25 protein-coding genes are annotated in these 24,681 nt (G+C 63.8%); 12 read left to right on the forward strand and 13 right to left on the reverse strand.

Going from position 1 to position 24,681, the window contains the following annotated elements; translation table 11 throughout:
* Positions 1–291: 291 nt before the first annotated feature.
* From WBR68_RS06575 to WBR68_RS06620, 10 genes are all read right to left on the reverse strand, one after another.
* Positions 292–2,166 carry a polysaccharide biosynthesis protein gene (locus WBR68_RS06575; RefSeq protein ID WP_127186128.1) on the reverse strand — a complete coding sequence of 625 codons (1,875 nt, stop codon included), beginning with the start codon at positions 2,164–2,166 and terminating at the stop codon, positions 292–294.
* Positions 2,167–2,210: 44 nt separating this feature from the next.
* Positions 2,211–3,689: a hypothetical protein gene (locus tag WBR68_RS06580; protein ID WP_127186127.1), complete on the reverse strand. Its 1,479-nt coding sequence runs from the start codon at positions 3,687–3,689 to the stop codon at positions 2,211–2,213.
* Positions 3,676–4,377, reverse strand: coding sequence for a lipid II flippase family protein (locus WBR68_RS06585; RefSeq protein ID WP_127186126.1), 702 nt, complete (start codon positions 4,375–4,377; stop codon positions 3,676–3,678). The genes WBR68_RS06580 and WBR68_RS06585 overlap by 14 nt, the downstream gene beginning before the upstream one ends.
* Entirely contained in the window at positions 4,374–5,486 is a 1,113-nt protein-coding gene (locus WBR68_RS06590; protein ID WP_127186125.1) for a glycosyltransferase, read from the reverse strand. The genes WBR68_RS06585 and WBR68_RS06590 overlap by 4 nt, the downstream gene beginning before the upstream one ends.
* Positions 5,487–5,510: 24 nt before the next feature.
* Positions 5,511–6,104, reverse strand: a complete 594-nt coding sequence (locus WBR68_RS06595; RefSeq protein WP_127186124.1) for a sugar transferase — start codon at positions 6,102–6,104, stop codon at positions 5,511–5,513.
* 8 nt (positions 6,105–6,112) lie between these two features.
* Entirely contained in the window at positions 6,113–7,285 is a 1,173-nt protein-coding gene (locus WBR68_RS06600; RefSeq protein ID WP_127186123.1) for a DegT/DnrJ/EryC1/StrS family aminotransferase, read from the reverse strand.
* Between the two features lie 170 nt (positions 7,286–7,455).
* A complete protein-coding gene (locus WBR68_RS06605; protein ID WP_127186122.1) occupies positions 7,456–8,697 on the reverse strand; it encodes a glycosyltransferase family 4 protein in 1,242 nt (413 codons plus the stop codon).
* A 75-nt stretch (positions 8,698–8,772) separates the two neighbouring features.
* Positions 8,773–9,864: a DegT/DnrJ/EryC1/StrS family aminotransferase gene (locus WBR68_RS06610; protein ID WP_127186121.1), complete on the reverse strand. Its 1,092-nt coding sequence runs from the start codon at positions 9,862–9,864 to the stop codon at positions 8,773–8,775.
* Positions 9,865–9,869: 5 nt separating this feature from the next.
* Positions 9,870–10,439 carry an acyltransferase gene (locus WBR68_RS06615; protein ID WP_127186120.1) on the reverse strand — a complete coding sequence of 190 codons (570 nt, stop codon included), beginning with the start codon at positions 10,437–10,439 and terminating at the stop codon, positions 9,870–9,872.
* A 5-nt stretch (positions 10,440–10,444) separates the two neighbouring features.
* Entirely contained in the window at positions 10,445–11,497 is a 1,053-nt protein-coding gene (locus WBR68_RS06620; RefSeq protein WP_127186119.1) for a Gfo/Idh/MocA family protein, read from the reverse strand.
* A gap of 126 nt (positions 11,498–11,623) precedes the next feature.
* Between WBR68_RS06620 and waaC the strand changes: the two genes are divergently transcribed.
* Both waaC and WBR68_RS06630 read left to right on the forward strand, forming a co-directional pair.
* Positions 11,624–12,673 carry a lipopolysaccharide heptosyltransferase I gene (gene waaC / locus WBR68_RS06625; RefSeq protein WP_127186118.1) on the forward strand — a complete coding sequence of 350 codons (1,050 nt, stop codon included), beginning with the start codon at positions 11,624–11,626 and terminating at the stop codon, positions 12,671–12,673.
* A 1-nt stretch (position 12,674) separates the two neighbouring features.
* Entirely contained in the window at positions 12,675–14,009 is a 1,335-nt protein-coding gene (locus tag WBR68_RS06630; protein ID WP_127186117.1) for a 3-deoxy-D-manno-octulosonic acid transferase, read from the forward strand.
* Positions 14,010–14,047: 38 nt separating this feature from the next.
* Here the strand turns inward: WBR68_RS06630 and WBR68_RS06635 are convergent, their stop codons facing one another.
* Genes WBR68_RS06635 through WBR68_RS06645 form a run of 3 tightly spaced genes read right to left on the reverse strand, consistent with a single transcriptional unit; the run spans position 14,048 to position 15,891 of the window.
* Positions 14,048–14,221 (reverse strand): hypothetical protein, encoded by a 174-nt coding sequence (locus WBR68_RS06635; RefSeq protein ID WP_164741321.1) that lies wholly within the window; start codon positions 14,219–14,221, stop codon positions 14,048–14,050.
* 15 nt (positions 14,222–14,236) lie between these two features.
* Positions 14,237–15,043 carry a type III pantothenate kinase gene (locus tag WBR68_RS06640; RefSeq protein WP_050446128.1) on the reverse strand — a complete coding sequence of 269 codons (807 nt, stop codon included), beginning with the start codon at positions 15,041–15,043 and terminating at the stop codon, positions 14,237–14,239.
* On the reverse strand, positions 15,040–15,891 hold the full coding sequence (locus WBR68_RS06645) for a biotin--[acetyl-CoA-carboxylase] ligase (protein ID WP_127186116.1): 852 nt from the start codon (positions 15,889–15,891) through the stop codon (positions 15,040–15,042). The genes WBR68_RS06640 and WBR68_RS06645 overlap by 4 nt, the downstream gene beginning before the upstream one ends.
* Before the next feature lie 95 nt (positions 15,892–15,986).
* Here WBR68_RS06645 and WBR68_RS06650 point away from each other — a divergent pair, with 95 nt between their 5' ends.
* The 10 genes from WBR68_RS06650 to WBR68_RS06695 all read left to right on the forward strand — a co-directional run bounded on the left by WBR68_RS06650 (position 15,987) and on the right by WBR68_RS06695 (position 24,467).
* Positions 15,987–17,117 carry an MlaE family ABC transporter permease gene (locus WBR68_RS06650; protein ID WP_050446130.1) on the forward strand — a complete coding sequence of 377 codons (1,131 nt, stop codon included), beginning with the start codon at positions 15,987–15,989 and terminating at the stop codon, positions 17,115–17,117.
* A complete protein-coding gene (locus WBR68_RS06655) occupies positions 17,117–17,956 on the forward strand; it encodes an ABC transporter ATP-binding protein (protein WP_050446131.1) in 840 nt (279 codons plus the stop codon). Before WBR68_RS06650 ends, WBR68_RS06655 begins: the two co-directional genes overlap by 1 nt.
* Positions 17,943–18,899 (forward strand): MlaD family protein, encoded by a 957-nt coding sequence (locus WBR68_RS06660; RefSeq protein WP_050446132.1) that lies wholly within the window; start codon positions 17,943–17,945, stop codon positions 18,897–18,899. The genes WBR68_RS06655 and WBR68_RS06660 overlap by 14 nt, the downstream gene beginning before the upstream one ends.
* Positions 18,896–19,543, forward strand: a complete 648-nt coding sequence (locus tag WBR68_RS06665) for an ABC-type transport auxiliary lipoprotein family protein (protein WP_370641204.1) — start codon at positions 18,896–18,898, stop codon at positions 19,541–19,543. Before WBR68_RS06660 ends, WBR68_RS06665 begins: the two co-directional genes overlap by 4 nt.
* Before the next feature lie 48 nt (positions 19,544–19,591).
* Positions 19,592–20,245 (forward strand): alpha/beta hydrolase, encoded by a 654-nt coding sequence (locus WBR68_RS06670; protein ID WP_050446133.1) that lies wholly within the window; start codon positions 19,592–19,594, stop codon positions 20,243–20,245.
* Between the two features lie 170 nt (positions 20,246–20,415).
* Positions 20,416–21,678: a D-alanyl-D-alanine carboxypeptidase family protein gene (locus WBR68_RS06675; protein WP_127186115.1), complete on the forward strand. Its 1,263-nt coding sequence runs from the start codon at positions 20,416–20,418 to the stop codon at positions 21,676–21,678.
* 129 nt (positions 21,679–21,807) lie between these two features.
* A complete protein-coding gene (locus WBR68_RS06680) occupies positions 21,808–22,674 on the forward strand; it encodes a D-amino acid aminotransferase (protein WP_164741320.1) in 867 nt (288 codons plus the stop codon).
* Between the two features lie 114 nt (positions 22,675–22,788).
* Complete coding sequence (locus WBR68_RS06685; protein ID WP_006216435.1) at positions 22,789–23,061, forward strand: YbeD family protein; 273 nt, start codon at positions 22,789–22,791, stop codon at positions 23,059–23,061.
* 12 nt (positions 23,062–23,073) lie between these two features.
* Positions 23,074–23,724, forward strand: coding sequence for a lipoyl(octanoyl) transferase LipB (lipB, locus tag WBR68_RS06690; RefSeq protein ID WP_050446136.1), 651 nt, complete (start codon positions 23,074–23,076; stop codon positions 23,722–23,724).
* A 20-nt stretch (positions 23,725–23,744) separates the two neighbouring features.
* A complete protein-coding gene (locus WBR68_RS06695) occupies positions 23,745–24,467 on the forward strand; it encodes a tetratricopeptide repeat protein (protein WP_050446246.1) in 723 nt (240 codons plus the stop codon).
* The last annotated feature ends 214 nt before the right edge of the window (positions 24,468–24,681 follow it).

Here is a 24,681-nt window from a genome sequence, read left to right on the forward strand (position 1 = left end):
ACCAGCCAGAACCCGAACGAAGTTTCTCGTTAAACGTATCGTTAATAATTCTCATTAATACGATGCGGATTTCGAGAGACCAATAGAATCAAGCTATTTATAGAAAATTCTCATAGCCTGGGGCTCGAGCGGCAACCACGCTATGCGAAATTTCTACCGGATTTTCACTGGCATTAGTTTACCGGCTTTGCCACCGCCGGGCACTGATGAAGGTGCTGAGTTCTGTTGCCAGTAGAGTCAAAACATCGCTTGACAGGCGATTTTCGCACTAACTGCGCGTGGTTCACGCTGTCAGTGTTGCGCCGGCGAATATTCGCTGACGATTTGGCGCAAAAGCTGAAGAATCCGAGCGTGGTCGCACGCCGTCAACGCGGCGTCCAGGGCGGTCAGTTGCGTCATGAGCTCGGTATGGGAAAAACACGACTCGGTTGCCTTCATGATGCGGGGATGTGGCGTTTCCTGAACGTTGTCGCCGATAAGTAGCTCTTCGTAGAGCTTCTCGCCAGGGCGCAGACCGGTAATGCGGATTTCGATGTCCCCGTCGGGTTGTTCTGGACTCTTTACCGTGAGGCCATAGAGACGGATCATCCGCTCGGCCAGTTCCTGGATGCGTACAGGAGCGCCCATATCCAACACCATCACCGTGCCTGATCCCCCCATGGCGCCCGCTTGCAGCACCAATTGGGCCGCCTCAGGAATCGTCATGAAATAGCGGGTGATGTCGGGATGGGTCAGAGTGATGGGCCCGCCGGCTAGGATCTGCTTGCGGAATAGGGGCACCACGCTGCCCGAGCTGCCCAGCACATTGCCGAACCGGACCATCGAAAAGCGCGTGGCGTCCTGAATCTGCGCCTGGGCCTGCAGGACCAGTTCTGCCATGCGTTTGGAGGCACCCATGACATTGGTCGGTCGTACGGCCTTGTCGGTGGAAATCAGCACGAAATCCTTTACTCCTGCTGCAATCGCAGCCTGGGTAAGCATCAATGTGCCGAAAGTGTTGGTGCGCAATCCTTCGGAGATATTAGTTTCGACGATCGGAACATGTTTGTATGCGGCAGCATGGTAGATGGTTTCCACCGAATGGCGCCGCATTAAGTCCAGGCAGTATTCCCTGTCACGTACTGAGCCCAGCGTTGCGATTATTTCGCATTCCTCTTTTTTGACCAGGCGAGAAATATCCTGCTCGATGTTATATAGCGCCGCTTCAGAAACTTCGAAAAGAATCAGTTTACGTGGCTGCAGCGCCACAATCTGGCGGCACAGTTCCGAACCTATGGAGCCGCCAGCTCCCGTGACCATAACGATACGGTCAGTGACGCATCGCCCCAGCAATTGTCCGATGGGCGCCACGGGGTCGCGGCCGAGTAGATCCTCCACCTGGACGTCGCGCAGACGTACGCCGTTGGATGGTTCGATCAGTTCCTTCATGCTGGGGACGAGGCGGATGCGTAGATGGTAGGGTTCGGCCATCTCCACAATGGAGCGGATCCGCGGCCGCGAGGCCGACGGCATCGCGATCAGCAACTGCCTTGCGTTATGTTTGGTGACGAGGCGTTCCAACTGCGACGGTGCGTGTACCCGAAGACCTGCCACCATCAGCCGGTGCTTTTTGGGATTGTCGTCCAGCATTGCGACTGGATAGTAATGTGGTCCCGCCCGCAATGTGACCGCGAGTTGCGACCCCGCGCCACCCGCGCCGTAGATCAGCACGGGCTCACGTTCCGCGGTGACGCGGGCGTCATTCGGGAAAAGCGCTCGGCGCGCGGCATAGCGGGTGGCCAGCAAGCCAGCCAGTGCTAGCGAGGCGTATATGACGAGTACACCGCGCGACAGGCCCGAGGAAATGTGCAAGAAGGTATTGGCCGCCGTGACGACCATCACCGATACAAGTACGCCGCCGACTATCGACAGAATCACGCGCTCGCTCATGTAGCGCAGGATGTAGTAGTAGACGCCCAGCGCCGCCATTGCCACTATGCCCCCGCCACAGGCAACGACCGACAGCAGCAGATATTGTGGCGTGAGGAAGAACAATTCGAAGCGCAACCACAATGCCAGGTGGAACGCGGCCAACAGGATGGCGGCGTCAACTGCCACGGACAGCAATTGTTTCGCGGGCCGCGGCAGATTCACGAAAATCCGCCTGAACGCGTAGGGAAGCACCATGTTATGTCGTGTTGCTGAAAAGAGGTCGGCTCCGCCTTTGGCGATCAGGCGTGGTTGTCCAGGTCATCCGGACGCTTGGGAAGAGTGGCCAGTACTACGCCCAGAAGGAACCAAAAGGGCTGGAAATATACCAGTGAACTCGGCGCGATGCCGGCCGCGCACACCACGATCAGCGCCAGACGGCCAAAGCGGTCGGCGCGCCATAACAGCCAGCCGATGAAAAAGATCCAAGGCAAGCCGAAGAAAAAGAACATTTCCAGCCAAAAGAAATGCGGCGACGCCCAAGCGCGGTTGTCGAGCGGCCAGGTCACATTCAGTTGCCCCACACCCAGGCCGGTGAACCATTTCCACCAGGACATGTGCTGCGCCGTCTCGTACATCTCATACAGGATCTTGCTGCGGATGGCGGACGACACGTCACCGCCATGGGCTACGACATCCGTTGTAGTGGGCGTTGCCGCGGGTGGCATCGGCGGCGCGGCCATGGACTCAGCCGATGCCGTGGCGCCTGTGGCGGGCGGGGAGGGGATGATGGGCGCGACCGGCGCGGCGGCTGCTGGCCCGGCGGGCACACCCGGTACTGCCGCAGCGGAGGGGGCCGGGGTTGGCGTAGCCGGAAGCGGCGGCGCGTGCGGTACCGGCGGCGGCCAATCGGCCGAGCCGACTCCAGGAGGCGGGCGCACGCACTGCGCGGCGATCATGCCCAGAGGAACGGCGTCCGCCGGCACGTTGGTGCATTGATGGAAGGGCGGTTCCTGGACCAGAGAGGGCAGTGCCCCGATATAGAAGGTGCCGCCGTGCAGCGCCATGCCAGCCGCGCTGGCCGCCACCCAGGCGAGCACGAAGCGCAGCCGCGGTATGACGTTTTTCAGCCCCATTAGCAAGTAGCCCAATCCCAGAATGGCCAGCGCCAGCACATCGGCGCGTCGATTAAGGCCGAGGGCGTAAACCCAGGCCGCGGCAAACAGGAACCAGGGCAGGCGGCGCCGGCTCAGCATCCAGATCACGCACGCAAATACCAGCGCCGTCGCCATGTCGTTGATGTTGTACCAGACGCCACCGGTAATGGGCAGACTGTCCCGGAACAGGGTGGAGTTGGTCCATGTATCGAAAATCGGGAAGAGGGCGGTCACGAACCAGTAGATCGCTAATGGTACAAACCAGCGTTCGAAAGCTATGCCCCGCCGAACCATGGTCTCCGCGAGCACCATATAGAGTGCGCCGATGGTGAAGAAAAGAGCGTAATTGAGGTAGCGACCCGAATCGACCATCCAGAGGGATGACGCCAGGATCAAGCCGCCTCCTACGGCAACCACCATGCGTGAGCGGGTCTGCGCCAGCGTGCGCCGCCACTCGGGATTGATCGCGAACAGCACCACGATCAGCCCGGCTCCCCAGTGGAACGGGCGCAGCGGCTCGAGCAGGTGTATGGACGAGCCGGCGAAGGCCAGCAGGAAGGAAAATGTGGCGATGGTGGCAGGATGCCGGAAAACGCGTATGGGCTCAGTGTCAGGCGAAGCCATAGCTGATTCCGAGGAAAAGCACCGGGGCGATCAGCCCGATTGCGATCAGCCGGCCCGTCAGCATCGCCTGGACGGCGTGGTAGACATCGGCGGTGGCATGGTCGTCGACAATGCGCGCCACCCTCGGCTCCAGGATGAAGGTCAGCAGCACCGTGGCGGCGCCATTGATGATGCCGGATAGTTGTGAAATGGTGCTCCGGTAATCGTGGAAAACCAGTGCGAAGAAGTACGAAAGCAGTACGCCCAGGCTGTAGCAGAGGAACACCGCAGCGGCCAGCACAACGATCTTGCGCAGTTTCAGATTGGATGGAACGTCCAGTTGCGCGCGGATCTGCGCGGCGCTCAGGAGGGGCTGGCCAGCGCGGCGTAGCACGAAATTGGCAAGTAGGCGAATCCATGCATAACGCATGGAACGCGCCGCCAAGGACAGCAGGGAGGCGCAGATCAGCGCGCCTAGGCACATCTTGATGTACAGCGATATAGGCACCTGCCGGTCCACCATGAATCCCAGCAGGGGTAGGAGTGCTAGATAAAAGAAGCGGGTAACGGTGGTGGTGGCGTTCTGGATGGCATAGCCGGTCACGGGTTTGCCGGCGACGCGACCCGCCACGCGGGCGTAATAACTGAGATATTCCAGCAAGTGGATGCTGGCGTAGCTAGCAATGACCAGATAGGGAAGGAAGGTCATGGCGTGCCTGCGTCGGTATTGCGGTATTGCCGCAACGTGTTTTGATAGGCGCCGAGCATGCTGTCGAGACTGGCCTGCCAAGAATAGTGCATTTGGACATGTGCGCGGCCGGCCTCGCCTAACTGCCGGCGCAGCGCCGGATCCGCCACCAGTTGCCGGAGCCGCGTCGCGGCGGCGCCGGCATCCAGCCGGGGTACGACATAGCCCGTCACGCCGTCGACCACGATCTCGGCGGGGCCATCGGCATCCGAGACCAGCACCGGGATGCTACAGGCGCATGCTTCGAGAATCGCCACGCCAAAGCTGTCCATCCGGCTCAACGCCACGTAGACGTCCAGATCCCGCAGGGCGGCTGGGACGTCACTGTGGGCGATATGACCGAGGAATTGGGTGCGATCGGCGATGCCGAGTTCGGTGGCCATGGCCTGCAGTGCCTGCGCCTGGGAGCCAGAACCGTAAATCTTGAGGAGCAGCCGGCTAGCGGCCGCAGAGGCATCGGCTTCGAGGGTGGAGAGGAGTTGAGCGAACGCTTGCAGCAGGATATCGATGCCGTACGTGGTTTCCAGGCCCTTCACCGTGCCGATGACGATGGGGCCGGCGTTGTCGGGCCGGGGCGTCGGCGCTGGCGAAAAGCACTCGGTATCGATTCCGAACGGGGTGATATGCACGGGCCGGTCGGTGAATTGACGCACCTGCCGGGCCATTGCCTGCCCGGTGACCGCTACCGCGGTGGCCCGGTCCAGATTGCCGCGCAAGACACGGCGATGCAGGCCGCTCTTGTACGGAAAGGCGTAGATATCGCTACCCCAGGCGGACAGCAGCGAGGGCGTGAAACCGGCCAGCCGAGCAAGGGTGCCGTAGCCCGTGGCATAGTGGGTATTCAGCAGATCGGGGCCAATCTCGCGCAGCGTGCGACGCAACGCAGGAGCCGCCAGCAGATAGCCCTGCGGCGGACCCCAGGGCAGACGGTGCAACGACACGCGCGGATTGTAGGCGTCATCCTGGCTGGTGAGCGACAGAACGTGCGTGTCCACGCCTCGGTTCGCCAGGCCATTGGCCCACCGAATCGTGTGGATGCTGTGCGCGGGTCCCAGGAGCGCGATTTTCATGTTGCGTATGCTCGAGGTATTGGCTCAATGGAAGATTGCGGCAGCGGTCTTGAGGAGAATTCCAAGATCACCCGTGAAGCTGCGGGTTCGCACGTATTGCTGTTGCAGTTTGAGTTTTTCCGGCAGGATGACTTCCAGGTAGGCACGCTCGGGATCTGTCGACTGGGCGAGGATTTTGCTTTCGTTGCGGAAGTGGATCGAGGCCAAGTCAGTGATGCCTGGCCTGACCGACAGGATCTCATCGCGCGTCTCGACTGGATACATCGCGACATAGCGCGGGACTTCCGGCCGGGGCCCGACCAGGCTCATGTCGCCTCTGAGTACGTCGATCAGTTGCACCAGTTCATCGAGTTTCCATTGGCGGATCAGCTTCCCTACGCGGGTGATGCGGTCGTCGGCGCCAACGGTGATCTGGCGGTCGATGCCGGATTGCCGTACCTGCATGCTGCGCAGCTTGTGGATCTGGAACGGAACACCACGGCGTCCCACGCGTTCCTGCCGGAAGAAGACCGGGCCGGGGCTGTCCAGCTTGATCGCGATGGCGAGCACGGCCAGGAAGGGCAGCAGCACCAGCAGGCCCAACGCCGAACAGCAGATATCGAAAAGACGCTTTAGCATCCAGCGTCCTAGAACAATAGGGCTTTCACCGATTCAATAACGCGCGCCACATCGGCGTCGGTCATCTTCGAGTAGATCGGCAGGCTGACCATGGAGTTGAACGCCGCTTGCGATTGCGGGTACATCTCGGGGGTCAGGTCGTAGCGGTCGCGCCAGTAGGGTTGCAGGTGCAACGGCACGTAGTGGACGCTGCAGCCAATGCCTATTTCGGCCATCTTGGCGATGAACTGGTCGCGATGGGCTGGATTCTGGTCGTGCAGGCGCACGACATACAGGTGCCAGGCATGCAGGTCGGTAGCGGCATGCGGCATGTCCGCATTGCCCGGACGCGGGGGCAATGTCAGCGGCAAATCAGCGAACGCCGTGTTGTAGGCGTCGGCGATATTCGCGCGCCGGGCCTGCATCTCGTGCAGCCTGCGCAGTTGCACCCGTCCCATGGCCGCGGCGGTGTCCGGCAAGTTGTACTTGAAGCCGGGCGCAACGATTTCGTAGTACCAACTGGGCTGGTTGGACGTGTAGCGATCAAAGGCGTCGCGGTCGATACCGTGCAAGCGCATGACGCGACAGCGCTTGGCCAGTGCCGGGTCGCGCGTGATCACCATGCCACCTTCGCCAGTGGCCAGCGTTTTGGTGGCGTAGAAACTGTAGACGGTCAGGTCACTGGCCAGCGTGCCGATCTTGTCGCCTTGCCAAGTGGTGGGCAGAGCATGCGCGGCGTCTTCGATGACGCGAAGATTATGCTTGCGCGCGATTGCCAGGATGCTGTCCATGTCACAGGACAGGCCGCCGTAGTGGACCGGAATGATCGCCCGGGTTTTGGGCGTGATCGCGCGCTCGATGGCCGCGGGCGAAATGCACAACGTTTCGGGGTCGATATCGACCAACACGGGCTCGGCGCCCAGATAGCGCGCGACCTCGGCCGTCGCGGTGAAGGTATGTGACGGCGTGATGACTTCATGCCCTTCGCCGACACCGATGGCTTCCAGAGCGAGATGCAGGCCCGCTGTTGCGGAGTTGACGGCCACTGCTTCCACGTCGCCACCGAGATAGCGCGCGAATTCGATTTCGAATTCACGCGCGTTCGGGCCGGTGGTCAACCAGCCGGATTGCATGGCTTTGGTGACGGCTTCGATTTCTTCGTCCCCGATATCGGGCAGGGCGAAAGGGATAAATGGATTCATGGCTGGCCAGACACAATACTGCGATGTGATGCCGGCGCGTATTCACGAACGCAAGCCAGCTTATTGATTTTTGATGAGTCACGCATCTGTCTTGGGAACAGGGGCGAAAAACCAAGGAATTTTCTCATGTGCATCTCAGCCCAGGGGCAGATAGTACGCGGTTTAGGAATTCAGACCTCTTTCTGCTGACGCGGCGCGGGCCCCAGCGCTTGCAAGAATCTGGCAGCCAGGGTTGGGTAGGCGTGGTGCGATTGGACGAAGCCACGGCCATTTTCGCCCAGCTGGCGTCGTTGATCCGCAGTCATGCCTGCGAGCCTGCCAAGCGCGTTGGCGATTCCGTCCACGTCTTCGGCCGGGACACTGATACCGCAGCCTGCGTCCTGCACGATATCGTAAGGTGAGCTGGTGGAGTGGACCACCGGCAATCCCGCCATCATGTAATCGAACAACTTGTTGGGACTCATCCCCTGGGCGTACAGCGGACTGTCACGCCAGCCAATGTACGCCATGTCTCCCAGGGCCAGCAGGGACGGCACTGCCGTCTTGGGGATGGGATCCAGGAATTGCACATTGGCCAATCCCAGCTGGCGCGCTTTGCGTTGCAGTCTATCCTTTTCGGCCCCATTTCCCACTAGTACCAGTCCTATATTTTGCGCACTAGGGCGGCCGGCCGCTTCAATAAAGGGATCCAGCGCGTTTGAGACCGCATGTCCGCCCGCGTAGATGCAAAGAGTTTCAAATTTCTCGCGGAACTGTGCAATTTGCGTGCGGATTGCATCGGGTACTGGCGTGGGAGCAGCGCCTGGGTCAATGCCATTGGGGATGTAGACGAACTTGTCGCCGCGCAAGCCATGGTCGCGCATATGGGCTTCGGTGCCCGGCAGTAACGAGACCGCTTTATCTGCATGGGCGTAGGCGTAGTTCTCGGCGCATTGCATCGAGAAAATCATTGGATGCCATTTCGAGAAGCCGCCGAGCATCTGCGGGGTCAGCGGCCAGACATCGTGCAATTCGTACACGAGCTTGGCGCCGGCACGCCGGGCGATATGGCGAGCGGGCCAGATGTCGTAGGGATAGGTCGAAGAGGCGATCACGACGTCCGGCCGCTCGGCCGCCAAGGCCTTGGCGTGTCGGTAGAGCAAGCCGGTGAACTGCAGCATGTTCAGCAAGCGAGCCGCGCCATTGCCCCGATAGGGACGTGTGCGCAGCCAGAGATAGTCCACGCCGTCGAGGGTCTCGGCATGCGTTGGACCGTTGAACTCCGGGCTACGCTGTCTGATATGGGACACGCTGCTTGCCACGATCGTGACACGGTGACCTTGCGCGATCCATTCCCGAGCCAGGTAGTAGGGCCGGAATTCCATGCCATGGCGCGGCGACCCGGCATAGTGATTGATCAGGAGAATATTCATTGGGTGGCGTGTGGCGCCGCCGCTCCGCTGTTTCCTGCCATAGGGCAAACCGGGGAGTACGAAGGCGCCATGGTGTCAGCGAGCGGCCTGCATGACCGTTTGGACGATATGGTTCTGCGTCTCCGCGTCCAGGTCGGGATGCATGGGCAGGCTGAGCACTTGGCTCGCCAGCATTTCAGAGACCGGGGTGGACCCATCCGCGTACCGGCTGTAAGCCGGCTGTGTGTGGATCGGACGCGGATAGTGGATGGCGGTAGGGATGTCCGCCGCCTTCAGCGCGGCAATGATGCCATCGCGATCCTGCACCATGATCGTGAACTGGGCCCAGACGCTGTCGCGGTCGGGCCGGACGGTGACGGTCCGCACGTTGGGCACATCAGCGAACAGGGCCTGATAGCGCGCGCCGATCCGGATCCGTTGTTCCACTTCCCAGCCAAAGCGCTCCAGCTTGGCGAGCACGACAGCGCACTGCAGGGTATCCATGCGGCCGCCCACCCCGACCCGGGTATGGTAGTAGCGGGCTGATTGCCCGTGGACGCGAATCTCCCGGCATGCCTGCGCCAGCGCGTCGTCATTGGTGAAAATCGCGCCGCCGTCGCCATAGCAGCCTAGCGGCTTGCTGGGAAAGAAGCTGGTGCAGCCAATCGTCGACAGGTTGCCGCTTTTCCTGCCCTTGTACGTGGCGCCGAAGCTCTGGGCGGCGTCCTCGATTACGGCAATGCCGTGCCGGGCCGCGATGGCGTTGACTTCGTCCATGTCACCGCATTGCCCATAAAGGGACACCGGGATGATCGCCTTGGTGCGCGAGCTGATCCTGGCTTCGATATCGGCGACCTTGATATTGCAAGTGTCGGGTTCGACGTCGACAAAAATGGGGGTGGCGCCCAGCAGCACGATGACTTCGGCCGTGGCGACGAAGGTGAACGAAGTGGTGATCACCTCATCGCCTGCCCCGATGCCCAGCGCCATCAGCGACATCAGCAGGGCTTCCGTGCCGGAGGCGACGGTGACGCAGTGTTTGGCACCCGTATAGGCCTGCAACGCGGCCTCAAGCTCCTTGACCTCCGGACCCATGATGTACTGACCGTGGTCCAGCACCTGCTGGATGCGGGTGTTGATGGGATCACGCAGGACTTGATATTGCTTCTTGAGATCGATGAATTGCATGGGGCTCACGCTAGTTCGCAAACGCCGTTGTTCAACACGTACCGCTCACCGGTCGCGGGACAGATGGCCTGGGCGTTTCCGCTGAGGGGCAGGTCCAATTGTTCGCCGTAACGGCTCATCCAGCCGATCTGGCGGGCGGGCACGCCAACCACCAGAGCGAAATCCGGAATCGATTTGTTCACCACCGCGCCGGCGCCCACGAAGGCGTGGCGACCAACCGTCACACCGCACACGATGGTGCAATTGGCGCCCAGCGTCGCCCCCTGGCGGACCAGCGTATCGCGGTATTCGTTCTTGCGTTCGATGGCCGCGCGGGGGTTGTAGACATTGGTGAACACCATGCTCGGCCCGCAGAAGACATCGTCCTCCAGGGTGACGTTGTCATAGACCGACACGTTGTTCTGAATCTTGACGCGGTCACCGATACGGACCTGATTGCCGACGTAGACATTCTGGCCCAGCGAGCAACCGGCGCCGATCACGGCGCCGGCGCTGACATGGACCCAATGCCAGATTCGCGTTCCGGCCCCGACGCGGGCGCCCGCGTCGACGATAGCGGTGGGGTGGATGCTCATGAAGTTCAGTCCAGTGGCAGGGGGACACGAATACCGTCGCGGGCTGAACGGTAGATGGCCGTCAATAGAGCCAGCGACTGGAGACCTTCGCGACCGTCGGTCTCAGGCTCGCATTCTCCGCACAACGTTTTGATGACGTTGTCGTAATAGAGAGGATGGCCGAAGCCGTAGACCGAAGTGGTTTCATAGTTGGCTTCGCGGATCTTGGCGTCGTCGGCCTGCTCGTCGGCGAATTTCCACTCGTCGATCCGATTGACCGCCACGCCGCCCACGCGCACCGTGCCCTTTTCGCCCAGGATGGTGATGGAACCTTCCAGGTTTTGCGGATAGGTCAGCATGGTGACATTGATGGAGCCCATGGCGCCGTGGCGCCAGCGCACTGCCGCGACACCAGTATCTTCCGCCTCGATACGGCGGGCAAGCGTGGCGGTATAGGCGTAGACACTTTCCACCGGACCGATCAACCAATCCAGCAGATCGACATAATGGCTGGCTTGGTTCATGAAGGCGCCGCCGTCCCATTCCCATTTTCCGCGCCAGCGAGCCGCATCATAATACTCTTGCGGGCGGGTCCAGAATACGTTGACCGTCACCATGAAAATGCGACCGAAACGGCCACTATCGATCGCTTTCTTGACCAACTGCAGCGTCGCGTTGCGGCGATTCTGCTTGACGATGAACAAACGCACCCCGGCTTCATCGCATGCCTTGACCATGCGCTTGCCGTCTTCCCAGCGGGTTGCCATGGGTTTTTCGCTCACCACGTGGCGCCCGGCTTGCGCGGCTTCCACCGCCTGCCATGGATGCAGTCCGGAGGGGGTGGCCAGCACCACCGCGTCGGCATTGCCCTGCTGCAGCAGTTCCGTCAGCGAGGCAAAGCCCCTGGCGCCTGTCGCCTGTACTGCATTGCGCAACGATTCAGGATTCGTGTCGCAGACCTCAACCAGTTCTGCGCGGTCGGAATGCTGGGCAAGGGCGGCAATGTGATTCTTGGAGATGCGCCCGCAGCCGACCAGGGCAAAACGGATCTTTCGATCACTAATCGGAGGAAGATTCATTGTGATGAGTTTGTTGTAAATTGCCGGGATTCTTCGAATGTGCGCCCCGGCACAGTCGGGAATGATACCGTGAACGTCCCTGGCGCCTGCCGGGGTTGCGTTGGGAAACCTCTAGACTAAGACTTGATGCCAACTCGCATTCTCATTGTCCGCACGTCGTCACTCGGCGATCTGGTGCATATGCTGCCCGCCATTTCCGACATCGCCCGCCATGTGCCGGACGCCGAAATCGACTGGATCGCCGAAGAGGCTTTCGCCGAAATTCCCATGTGGCATCCAGCGGTCAATGAGGTCATCAAGGTGGCCCACCGCCGCTGGCGCAAGGCTTGGTGGTCGGCGCAAGTGAGAGCCGAACGCAGGGCGTTGCGCGAGCGCTTGCGGTCCAAGCAGTACGACATTGTGCTGGATATGCAGGCCCTGCTGAAGTCCGCGTGGCTGGTGCGGCAGGCGCGCGGCGTGCGTCACGGGCTGGACTGGCGTTCGGCGCGCGAGCCTCTCGCATCACTGTTCTATGACGTACGGCATCGGGTGGAATTCTGGCAACCGGCCGTCATTCGCCAGCGCAAGCTCGCGGCGTTGACATTTGGTTACCAGCACGGCGGCTTGCCCGATTTCGGCCTGCAGACGTTTTTGCGCCAGGCGGCGCAGGGCCGGGAGGGCGGTGCCGACCCGGTTCACGAAGTCTCCAGCGCCGGCTTGGATGCCAAGGAACTACCGCGCCTGCATCACCTGGATACCGACCGCGGCTATGCCGTGATCATGCCCTCGGCCAGCCGCGACGACAAACTTTGGCCCGAGGACGATTGGCGCGCGGTGTTCCGTCGCCTGCGCGATGCCGGTTGTGCGCTCAAGTTGCTGGCGGGCAACGACCAGGAAGCTGAACGCGCCAGCCTGCTGGTGGCAGGCATGGACGGGGCGGAAGTGATGCCCCGCATGGACTTGACGGACGTGGCGCGCCTGCTGGCCGGCTCGCGCCTGATGGTCGGTCTGGACAGCGGCCTGACGCACCTGTCCGCCGCCTTGGGCCGGCCGACCATCGGCATTTACCGTGCCTCCACACCGGTTCGCACCCCGCTGGTCGGGTCCAACTACACCGCCAGCCTGGGTGACCGGGGCGCTTCGCCGTCGCGCGAAGCGGTGATGGCTTCGGTTGAACAGGCGCTGGCCGCGCAGTGACATGAACCGCTGCGTCTACACGCTGGCACTGCGGGCGCTCGCTCCGCTGCTCTGGTTGTGGATGGCCCGGCGCGCCAAACGCGCTGGCGGCCAATGGCAGGTGTTTTCCCGCGAGCGTTTCGGCCATGCGATTGGGCCGGCGGTAGCCCCCCACGATTTCAGTTGGACGGCGCCGGTGTGGATGCACGCCGTCAGCCTGGGCGAGACCCGTGCCGCGCAACCGTTGGTGCAGGCCTTGCTGGACCGTGGTCTGCCGGTGCTGTTGACGCACATGACCGCGACCGGCCGCGCCGAAGGCCAGCGGCTGTTTGCCGATGCCCTTTCCCGGGGCCAGTTGCGGCAAGCCTGGCTTCCTTATGACTTTCCCGGGGCGACCCGGCGCTTCATGCGCGGCTACCGGCCTCGCTGTGGCCTGCTGATTGAACGCGAGATCTGGCCCAACCTGCTGGCGGCCGCGCGGCAAGCAGGGGTGCCGATGGCGCTGGTCAGCGCGCGGTACTCGGCATCGTCGCTGCGCCAGGCGACTCGGATGGGCAGCGTGATGCGCGAAGCCTTGGGCAGCCTGGATCTCGTGCTGGCGCAGACGGCTGAAGATGCCGCTCGACTGGAGCAGGCGGGCGCTCCTGCACCCATCGTGACGGGCAACCTGAAATTCGACTTGGTGCTGCCGGCGGCGCAGGTCCAGGCCGGCCGGGAATGGCGCGCGCGTATCGGCCGCCAGGTCATCGCCATCGCAAGCACCCGCGAAGGCGAGGACGCGCCTTTCATCGACGCCATCAAGCGTGTCGGCAAGGGTTCTAGCCATCCCGCCAGTGGCTCCGCCAACAACGCCGCAGGCATCCCCATCGACGCGCCGCTGTTTCTGCTGATCCCGCGCCACCCGCAACGCTTTGACGACGCTGCGCGCCTGCTGAGCGAGGCGGGCGTGTCGTATGTCCGGCGCAGCGCTGGCGGCGATCCGGCGCCAGAAACCCGGGTGCTGCTTGGCGATAGCCTGGGTGAAATGGCCTTCTATTACGCCGCCTCGGACGTGGCCGTTGTGGCGGGCAGCTTTGCGCCGCTGGGCGGTCAGAACCTGATCGAGGCGTGTGCAGCGGGTGTGCCGGTCATCGTGGGACCGCACACGTTCAATTTTCAGCAGGCGGCGGAAGATGCCATTGCAGCCGGAGCGGTGATGCGCAAGGCTGACCCTGCTCAGGCTGTCGATGCGGCGTTGGCCATGCTGAAGGATGACGCACAGCGCCAAGACGCGAGCCATGCCGCTCGTGCCTGGTTTGAGCTGCATGCGGGGGCAACGTGGCGGACCATGGATGCGCTGGCGCCCTGGCTGGGGTAAGCATCAAGCAGCATTACGCCGCCAGGGCGATAAAACGCTTAGCGCGACGTTTGCGTCGCCCGCCCCACCAGCTTTACCGCATCCACGTTCAATTCCTGGCTGAACTTTCGCGTTTCCCGCCCCTCATCTTCCGGGCGCACGCCGATCCAGCCCTGGCCCAGCGCCAGCACCCATAAATTCGCCAGCACTATCAGGATGAAGAGCACTCGCATGTCGGCGGACCTTGCTCAGGCGTGGGTGTCCAGGGTGGCGCGCGCGACCGCGGCCAGGCCATCCAGGACGGGGTGATCCAGGTACACCGGCACGGGGGCCGCGCCGAACGCGCCGCCGGCATCCGCCAGCAGGCGTTCTATCTCTTGATGCACTTCGGGCCAGCCGCCGCCAGCTGCGTAGATCTGCGGGGTTTGGCCATAGCGCTGACGGCCCGCCAGCCATTGGCGCACCACCGCGCCGGCTTGGGCCGCGGCGATGCCCGAGGCGATGGCTTCGTGCGTATCAACGGGGTAGGCCACGACCTGGCCGTTGGCGATGGGCAGGTTGGCGGTGCCATGGGCCAGCGCGTTGCGCATCATGGCCGGACCCGGCAGGATCAGGCCGCCCGCGAAAACGTTGTCAGGGCCGACGGTGTCGATGGTGGTGGCGGTGCCGAAGCTGGCCAGCACGAAAGGCGGATGCGCGCCCGGCAGGCGCGACAGCACGCCCAGCAGCGAGGCCCAGCGGTCGGCGCCCAATTGCGTCGGCACCCGGTAATTGTTGACCAGCCCCAGCGTGGCCGCCTGCGACGGCGACCAGGTCACCGCGCAGCCGTGCTTTTGCAGGATCGCGGCGATGGCCGTGCCGCGTGCGTCGCCCGCCACGTTCACGCCCAGCGCGCGCAGGGGGGGGCGCGGCAGCGCGGCCAGCCAGCCGTCCAGCGCATCCAGGTCCAGGCCGTCGAAGGCGACAGCCGCCGGTTCGCGGGGCATGTCGGGGTTGCTGGCGTCCAGCCAACCCACCTTGAGACGGCTGTTGCCGGAGTCGATGAGAATAATCATGCTTGGCGTCGAATCGAAATTTCACCGATCGAGATCGGGGTGGCGCCCTCGGGCGTTTGCACCAGCAGGCGCCCGTGTTCGTCTACGCCACAGGCGGTGCCGCTAAGTAGGATATCGCCTTTCTCCAGCACGTTCACCGGCCTGCCCGCCAAGGCGTCGACCTGGTTGAAACGCTGGCGGAACGCGGCGAAACCTTCGCGTTCCAGGGTCTGGACGGCTTCCAGCCAGGCGGTGGCGCTGGCGCAGACCAGGTCGGCGGCGGTGGCCACGCGGTCTGCTTCGGCCTGCACCTGGGTCCAGTCGGCCACCTCGCGGCCCAATGCGCGAGACAGTTCGCTCGCGTCGGTCAAATTGACGCCCATGCCGATGACGACGGTGTAGCCGGCTTCGCGGCCGCCCGGGTTGCGGGTGGTTTCCACCAGCACGCCCGCCAGCTTGGCGTCGTGCCACTGCACATCGTTCGGCCACTTCATGCACAGGCCGCGCGCACGCGGGCCGGCTACCGCGCGCAGTGCCTCGCAGGCGGCCACGCCGGCCAAGGGAGACAGCGCGGGCAATTGCGCGGCAGGCAGATGGACGTCGTAAGCGCAGGAAAACATCAAGGTGGCGCCAGACTGGTTTTGCCACGGGCGCCCCGCTCGGCCACGGCCGGCGTTCTGCAGGTGGCTGCCCAGCAGCCAGGGTTTACCAGCCCCGGCGCCCGAGCGCGCGCGCGCCAGCAGGTCGGCGTTGGTTGACCCGGTGTCGCCGGTCCAGGCGATGTCTTGGAATGCGGGCAGGCGCGAGCCTAGCTCCCGGGCCAGGGCTTCCGGCGCGGGCAGGTCGATTGGGCGGACGTGATCGGGCATGGCGGCGATTGTAGGGCACGCGGCCGGCCCTAGCGGCCATTCAGCCCTCAAGCGTTTATCATTGGCGATACATTTTGCATCGGTGCCCCGCCTACATGCCGCATTCCGCTTCATCCGCGTCCGCCGCCGCGCCTTTCCGTCAGGACGGGAAAGTTTGCCATGTGGCGGGCGACTGGAGCGTCCTGGCCCTGGCCCAGACCGGCGAAGTCGAACGCCGGCGCACGGCAATGGCTCGTGCCGCCGAAGATGGCGTGCGTTGGGACCTGCATGGCATCAGCCGGCTGGACACCATCGGCGCCTTGCTCATCTGGCAGGCCTGGGGTGAAAAGCTGCCCGAGCGCGTGCGCTGGTCGGCCGGCCAGCAGGATGTGTTCAACGCGCTGGCCATGAACAAGGGCGGGGTCCAGGCGGCGCCGTCCAAGCCCGAATCCTGGACTTGGGTCCGCGCGCTCGGCGGCGCCATCTTCCAGGCCGCCGAAAACGGCCGGGCGCTGCTCATCATGCTGGGCCAATTGATGCTGGACCTGGGCAGCATGCTGCGCCGTCCGCGTTTGGGCCCATGGCGCGAGATCTCGGCGCAGGTGTATCGAACCGGCGCGCAGGCGCTGGGCATCACGGCGCTGGTGGGGTTCCTGATTGGCGTGGTGCTGTCGTATCTGTCGGCGCAACAGTTGCAGATGATCGGCGCCGACCGCTTCATCGTGCGGCTGCTGGGCGTGTCCATCGTGCGCGAGCTTGGGCCGGTGCTGGCCGCCATTCTGGTGGCGGGCCGGTCGGGCTCGGCCATCACCGCCCAGATCGGCGTGATGCGGGTCACCCAGGAACTGGACGCCATGCGCGTCATGGGCATTTCGCACGGCCAAAGGCTGATCCTGCCGCGCGTGCTGGCGTTGGCGGTAACCATGCCCCTGCTGACCCTGTGGACGAGTGCGATGGCGATCCTGGGCGGCATGCTGGCCGCGCAAGTGCAGTTGGGCGTGTCGGCGCAGTGGTTTTTGACGTCGCTGCCTGACGCCATTTCATTGACCAATTACTGGATCGGCATCCTGAAGGGCGTGACCTTCGGCATTCTGATCGCGTTGATCGCCTGCCACTTCGGCCTGCGCATCCAGCCCAATACGGAAAGTCTGGGGCGCGGTACCACCACATCCGTGGTTACGTCGATTACAGGCGTGATTCTGCTGGATGCGCTTTACGCCATTATTTTCAGTTCGGTGGGCATCTGATGAACAGCGTCCTGCAACACCGCCTGTTCACCGATGACAGCATCACGGTTGAACCCGTCATCACGGTGCGCGGCCTGCGCACGGCCTTTGGCGACCATGTGGTTCACGACAACCTTGACCTGACCGTCTTCCCGGGCGAAATCCTGGTGCTGGTGGGCGGCTCGGGCACGGGCAAGACGGTGTTGCTGCGCCAGATCATCGGCCTGGACCAGCCCACCGCCGGCAGCGTGAAGGTGCTGGGGCATTCGCTGTTCGACCTGTCGCCCGGCGAGCGCCGACGGCTGTCGTACCGATGGGGCATGTTGTTTCAGGCGGGGGCGCTGTTCTCGGCCTTGTCCGTGTTCGACAACGTGGCCTTGCCGCTGCGCGAACTGCGCACGGTGCCCGAAGACCTGGTGCGCGACGTCGTCATGTGCCGGCTGGCCATGGTGGGGTTGACGGCCAATGATGCCGACAAGCGGCCGTCGGACCTGTCTGGCGGCATGGTCAAGCGCGTGGCGCTGGCGCGTGCGTTGTCGCTGGACCCGGAATTGCTGTTCCTGGACGAACCCACGGCCGGCCTGGACCCGCTGCGTTCGGACGAATTCGTGGATCTGGTGCGCAGCCTGCATCGGCAGTTGGGATTTACCGTCGTCATGGTGACGCACGATCTGGACACGCTGCTGGCGTTGGCCACCCGTGTGGCCGTGCTGGCGGACAAGCGGGTGATCGTGTGCGACACGGTGCCGGAAGTACTGAAGGTCGATCACCCCTTCATTCACACGTTCTTCCTGGGCGAACGCGGCTTGCGCGCGCTTGGGGACCTGGCGCCGAAGGGATTGCATCATGGAAAACCGTAGTCATGCGCTCATGGCCGGCATCTTCACGCTGGTCCTGCTGGCCGCCGCCGTGCTGGTGGCCGTCTGGATCGGTCGGGACCGGACCCAGCTGCAAACATACGAAATCATCTCGGCCACGGCCGTCAGCGGCCTGAACCCGCAATCGGCCGTGCGCTATCAGGGCGTGCCGGTGGGCAAGGTGCAGTCGCTGGCGCTGAACCCCAACAAGCCGGGGCAGGTGCGCATCCGCATCGGCGTGGCCCCGAACACGCCGATCACCGAATCGACCTGGGCCGAACTGGGCGTGCAGGGCGTGACGGGCATGGCCAACGTCGAGCTGCGCGACGACGGCTCGTCGCTCACGCGCCTGACGTCCACGGCGGAACATCCCGCCGCCATTCCGCTGCGCCCGGGCTTTCTTGACCGCATCGAGCAGCGCGGCGGCAAGCTGATTTCCAATGTGGAAGAAGCCACCGAGCAACTGCGCCGCGTGCTTAGCGAACAAAACGTGCAAGCGCTGACGGCCAGCCTGCAGAACGCCACCGACATCACGCAATCATTGCGGCAAGCCAGCCGCGACCTGGCGCCCACCATGGCCAAGCTGGGCCCGCTGCTGGATTCGCTGGGCAATACCTCGCGCCAGGCGGATCGCGCGGCGCGCGAAATTGCCGATCTGGCCCAGCAGGCTCGCCTGGCGGTGGCACGCCTGAATGCGCCCGACGGCCCCTTGTCGGTGGCCACGCGCAGCCTGAACGATATTGCCCTGGCCGCCGCCCGGCTGGATGGCGAGACCTTGCCTGCCGTCACCAATATGGCCACCAACGTCAGTGCGGCCGCGCGCGGGGCGGCCGTGACCCTGCGCCGTGTCGACAGCACGCCGCAATCGTTCTTGTTCGGCCCGGCGCCCATTGCGCCCGGGCCTGGCGAAGCCGGGTTCGCCGGTTTCGGGAGGCAGTCCAAATGAAGAAGCTGAAGATGCGTAGTGCCGTTTCGATGGCGACCCGAACGTTGATCCTGTCTTTGACCCTGGCGCTTGCCGGTTGCGGCATTGGCCGCGTGCCCGCACCGCCGTCCGTCTTTGACCTGGGGCTGGACGCCCAGCCAGCCCCCGCCTTGCCAGCACGCGCGCCCATTGCGCTGAGCTTCCAGGCCTCGCCGACGTTGTCGGATACCGGCATGATCTGGCGGGTGGGCGACAGCGCCGCACCCAAGGCCTATGCCACCTACCGCTGGGCGTCGGCGCCGTCCGAGCTGGTGCGCCAGCGTATTGCCGACCGCCTGTCGCGTCAGGGTCCCGTTCTGGCTGACCGCGTCAATCTTCAGACGCCGCAATTGCAGGTTTCCCTGTCGCAGTTCGAACAGGTGTTCTCTGAAGACGGCCAGACCAGCCAGGGGCGCATCTTGCTGCAAGCGGTTTTGGTCAATGGCCGCGCGGTCGTCGATCAAACGCGCATCCTGGTGCAGGCGCCCGCGCCCACGCAGGACGCCGCGGGTGGCGTGGCCGCCTTGCGGCAAGCCACCGACCAGGCGGCCGACCAGTTGGCGCAATGGCTGGCCAACACCATGGCCCCCGCCACGATGACGCCCGCGGCAAAAGCGGGCGGTTAACATCGTTTTCGTTTTTTCGTTTTTCCGCTTTTCACGTTGAGTTCAACCATGTCCGCACGCACTGATACCCACGCCTTCACCGGCCCCGCCGGCCGCATCGATTGCGCCGTCGATTGGCCTGCCGGCACGCCGCGAGGCTGGGCCCTGGTCCTGCATCCGCATCCCCTGCAAGGCGGTGCGCGCGAAAACAAGGTCGTCACGACCGTGTCGCGCGCCTGCGTGCAGCATGGCCTGGTGGCGGTGCGCCCCAACTTCCGTGGCGTGGGACAGTCGGAAGGCGTGTTCGACAAGTCGGTGGGCGAAACGCAGGACATGCTGGCGGTGGTGGCGCAAATGCGCGAACTGCATCCTGAACTGGCCGATGCGCCCTGGGTGCTGGCGGGCTTTTCATTTGGCACCGCCGTCGCCGCGCAAACCTACGCGGCGCTGGCTGAAGCGGGCGATGCTGCCTTGCCGTCCGCGCTGATGTTGATGGGGCCGGCGGTCAACCGCTTTCAGTCGCACGAAGTGCAGGTACCGGACGACACGTTGATGGTCCACGGCGAAGAAGACGAAGTGGTGCCGCTGTCCGAAGCGATGGACTGGGCGCGGCCGCGCTCGATTCCCGTGGTGGTGGTGCCGGGCGCATCGCACTTCTTCCATGGCAAGCTGCTGGTGCTGCGCCAGTTGGTGCAGGCGCGCTTGAAGGTCGCGCTGGACTGACGCTGGCGCCATGCGTCCGCTTGCATCAGCCAGGCGTCAGGTTGCATCAGGTTGCATGTTTTAAACGCACCGGGAACCCCCTGCGAAGCGGACCGGTCCAATCGCCTGCCTATAATTGTCAGCCATCAGCCCCGCGCCGGCGGGCGTCTTTCCTGGGACCCACGTTGCCGATGAAGAAATTGCCTTATTCCGTTCACTCCCCCGTTGTCTTTACCCGCCGCCTGATCACAGGCGCTGTGTTGTCGGCGATGCTCGCGGCCTCGATGCCGGCCTGGTCGCAACCGGCGCCCGCCGCCACACCGGCGGCTAGCGGCACCGCGGCGCCCGCGCCAGCGGCCACGGGCGCGGTGCCGGTGGGTGATGTGTCGGCAGTTCCGGCGCCCACCATCGCCGCCAAGGCATGGATCGTGATCGACGTGAACAGCGGTCAGACCTTGGCCGCGTCCAACCCCGACATGAAGGTCGAGCCGGCATCGCTGACCAAGATCATGACGGCCTACGTGGTGTTCAACGCGCTGGAAGAAAAGCGCCTGACGCTGGAGCAGACGGTGCCCGTGTCCGAGCACGCCTGGCGCACGGGCGGGTCGCGCATGTTCATCGAACCGCGCAAACCGGTGACGGTCGACGAACTGAATCAAGGCATGATCGTGCAGTCCGGCAACGACGCCTCCGTGGCGCTGGCCGAAGCCGTGGGCGGCAGCGAATCGGCGTTTGCCGCGCTGATGAACCAGGAAGCCGAACGCCTGGGCATGAAGAACACCCACTTCATGAACGCAACCGGCCTGCCGGATCCGCAGCACGTGACCTCCACGCGCGACCTGGCCACGTTGTCGTCGCACCTGATCACCGATCACCCCGACTACTTTCACTACTACAAGCAGAAAAGCTACACGTACAACAAGATCACGCAGCCGAACCGCAACCGCCTTCTGTGGGCCGACCCCTCGGTGGACGGCATGAAGACCGGCCACACCGACTCGGCCGGCTACTGCCTGGTGTCGACCGCGGTGCGGGGCGACCGCCGCATCCTGACGGTGGTGGTGGGTACGGACAGCGAAGCCACGCGCGCCGAAGAAAGCCTGAAGCTCTTGAACTGGAGCTTCCAGAACTTCGATACCGTGAAGCTGTTCGACAAGAGCCAACCCGGAATCGACGCCCGCGTGTGGGAAGGCACGGCGGACAACGTCAAGCTGGGTCCGCCGAACCCGGTGTCGATCGCGGTGCCGCGCGGCAAGGCCGGTGACTTGAAGCCGGTGGCTCAGCGCACCGATCCGCTGATCGCCCCACTGACCAAGGGCCAACAGGTGGGCACGCTGCAGTTCACGCTGGACGGCAAGGTGCTGCGCACTGAACCGTTGGTGGTGCAAGACGCCGTTGAACGCGCGGGCTTCTTCGGCCGCATGGCCGACACCGTAAAGCGCTGGTTCCAGTAAGCGCGTCGCGCCACGGGCGCGGGCGCGGGTGTAAGCTAGCAGCGGGCGTTTCGTGCGAAACGCCCGTTTTCTATTTTCAGGCAAGCCCACCGGGTTTGTCCGCGACGTTTGATCCTTCAGGAGTACCCCATGATTCCGGGCGTGCCGGGCGAAAGCCAGGTGTATCTCAACGGCGAGTTCCTGCGTGTCGACGAGGCGAAAGTCTCTGTCCTGGACCGCGGTTTTATTTTTGGCGACGGCATTTACGAAGTCGTTCCCGTGTACCAGGGCAAGGCATTCCGCATGGCGGAGCACCTTAACCGCCTGGATCGCAGCCTGGCAGCCTTGCGTATCGCGCCGCCGCTGGACCGCGCGGGCTGGGTCGACCTGATCGAGCAGTTGCTGGCGCGTACCAATCTGGACACCTGCATTGTCTACTTGCAGGTCACGCGCGGCGTGGCCAAGCGCGACCACCAGTTTCCGGCCACCCCCGTCACGCCCACCGTGTTCGGCATGATTTCGGCGTGGTCCCCGCCGCCCGCCGCGCAGCGCACGCAGGGCTTGACCGCCATCAGCATTCCCGACGAACGCTGGCTGCATTGCGAGATCAAGTCGGTGTCGCTGTTGGGTAACGTGCTGGCCAAGCAGCAGGCGGTGGATGCGAACGCCGACGAAGTCGTGCAGTTTCGCGATGGCTACCTGACCGAAGGCTCGTCCACCAACATCTGGGTCGTGTCGGGTGGCAAGCTGCTGGCGCCGCCCAAGAACAACCTGATCCTGGAAGGCATCCGCTACGGCCTGATGGGCGAATTGGCCGAAGCCGCGGGCATCCCCTTCGAGTCGCGCCGTATCAGCCAGCAAGAGGTGGAATCCGCCGACGAACTGATGCTGTCTTCGGCTACCAAGGAAGTGCTGGCGATTGTTTCGCTGGACGGAAAGCCGGTGGGTTCGGGCAAGCCCGGCCCTGTTTTTGAGCAGTTGCGAGCGGGTTATGATGCCCGCATCGCCGCGCTGTAAGCCGCAGTACCGGGCGGCTGCCACAGCCGCCCGACCTTCCGGCCGGCCTTGCCTGCGCGCAGCTTGCCCCCATATAAAAACATTCAGGGGCAACCACCTCTCTAGGTCACTCTCATGCATATTCCGCCCGAAGAATCGCTTATCGAATATCCCAGCGACTTTCCCATCAAGGTCATGGGCAAGCAGCATCCCGAATTCGCCCAGACGCTGACTGACGTCGTGTTGCAGTTCGACCCCGGCTTTGACGCCGCCACGGTCGAGATGCGCCCCAGCAAGGGCGGCAACTACATGGGCTTGACGTTCATCGTGCGCGCCACCTCGCGCGAGCAATTGGACAACCTGTACAAGGCCTTGCACGGCCATCCGATGGTGTCCATCGTTCTGTAAACCGGAATTGCCGTGATCAAGTGGCTCGCGCGGCCGGCGGACTATCTGCCGGTCTGGCAGGACATGCAGGCGTATACCGCGCTGCGCGGCGCCGATACGCCCGACGAGATCTGGCTTTGCGAACATGCGCCGGTCTACACCTTGGGCCAGGCTGGCCTGCCGCAACATGTGCTGAACCCCGGCAACATCCCCATCGTGCATTGCGACCGCGGCGGCCAGGTGACGTATCACGGGCCAGGGCAGGTCATGGCGTATGCGCTGTTCGACCTGCGTCGCGTGGATATGTACGTGAAGGAATACGTCACGCTGCTGGAAGGCGCCGTTATCGACACGCTGACGCAGCACGGCGTGGATGGCGCCTGTCGCAAGCCCGGCGCGCCGGGCGTGTACGTGCCGGACCCCGATCTGGGCCCCGGCAGCGGCGAACTCGCCAAGATCGCGGCGCTGGGCATCAAGATCCGCAACGGGCGCGCCTATCATGGCGTGTCGCTCAATGTGGATATGGACCTGGCTCCTTTCCTGGGCATCAACCCCTGCGGCTACGAAGGGCTGCGCACCGTCGACATGGCGGCCTGCGGCGTGCGCCGCTTGCCCACCGACGTGGGCGACGCGCTGGCGCGGAATCTGGCGGACGCCTGGCGCCGCGCAAGAAGCACGCTTTGAAAACAGATTTGAAGACCGTTTTGAAGACCGCTTACACCGCCGCCGATGTCGCCGCGACCACGCCAGAACAACTGGCCCAATTGCGTGAAGGCCCACCGGAACCCTACGCCGCCTGGATCGGGGCGGCGGCTGAGCTTGGGCTGGTCGAAGCGCAGACCATCTACGGCCAGATGCTGCTGGACGGCGTGGGCGTGGCGCGCCAGCCCGACGCCGCGCTGGTCTGGTTCAAACGCGCCGCCAATGCCGATCATCCGATGGCCATCAATATGGTGGGGCGCTGCTACGAAAATGGCTGGGGCGTGCCGGCCGACGATACCGTTGCGGCGTATTGGTTCAGGCTGGCCGCAGACCACGGACTGGATTGGGGCATGTACAACTACGCGCACATGCTGCGCGCAGGCCGGGGCGGTGTGACGCAGAACAAGGCCGCGGCACTGGCGCTTTACCAGCAGGCGGCACAGGCCGGGCATGTGAAATCCATCGGCGTGGTTGGCCGGTTTTACGAAGCGGGCGAGGTGGTCGAACAAGACCTGGAACGCGCCTTCGACTGCTACCAGCGTTGCGCCGAGGGCGGCGATTTTCGCGGCATGTTCCATCTGGGCCGACTCTTGCTGCTGCGCGGCAAGAAAGAGGAAGCAGTCCAATGGCTGGTCCAGGTACCAGAAACCGCCACGCCGGCATTCCTGAAAGAAGCGAATACGCTGTTGCAAGACAGCGGCTTTCCTGCGCTATACGAGGTATGAAGCGCGGGACGTAGGACCGTAGGATGGGTGAAGCGCGAGAAACCCGCTACAAGAACCCCACCACTGATCGCGCGCAACCCATCAAGCACCGCCAGCGTCCTGGCCAGTTTCGCCACAAGGCAATCAAGCAATCCAGAATCGCTGCCAGGTTCGGCTGCGGCGGCATTGAGTAACGTCCTTGTTGTGGGACGTTCCGCTACAGCGCCACGTTCGT

The sequence above is a fragment of the Achromobacter sp. JD-1 genome, assembly GCF_038594925.1.
Lineage (GTDB): Bacteria > Pseudomonadota > Gammaproteobacteria > Burkholderiales > Burkholderiaceae_B > Achromobacter > Achromobacter spanius_C.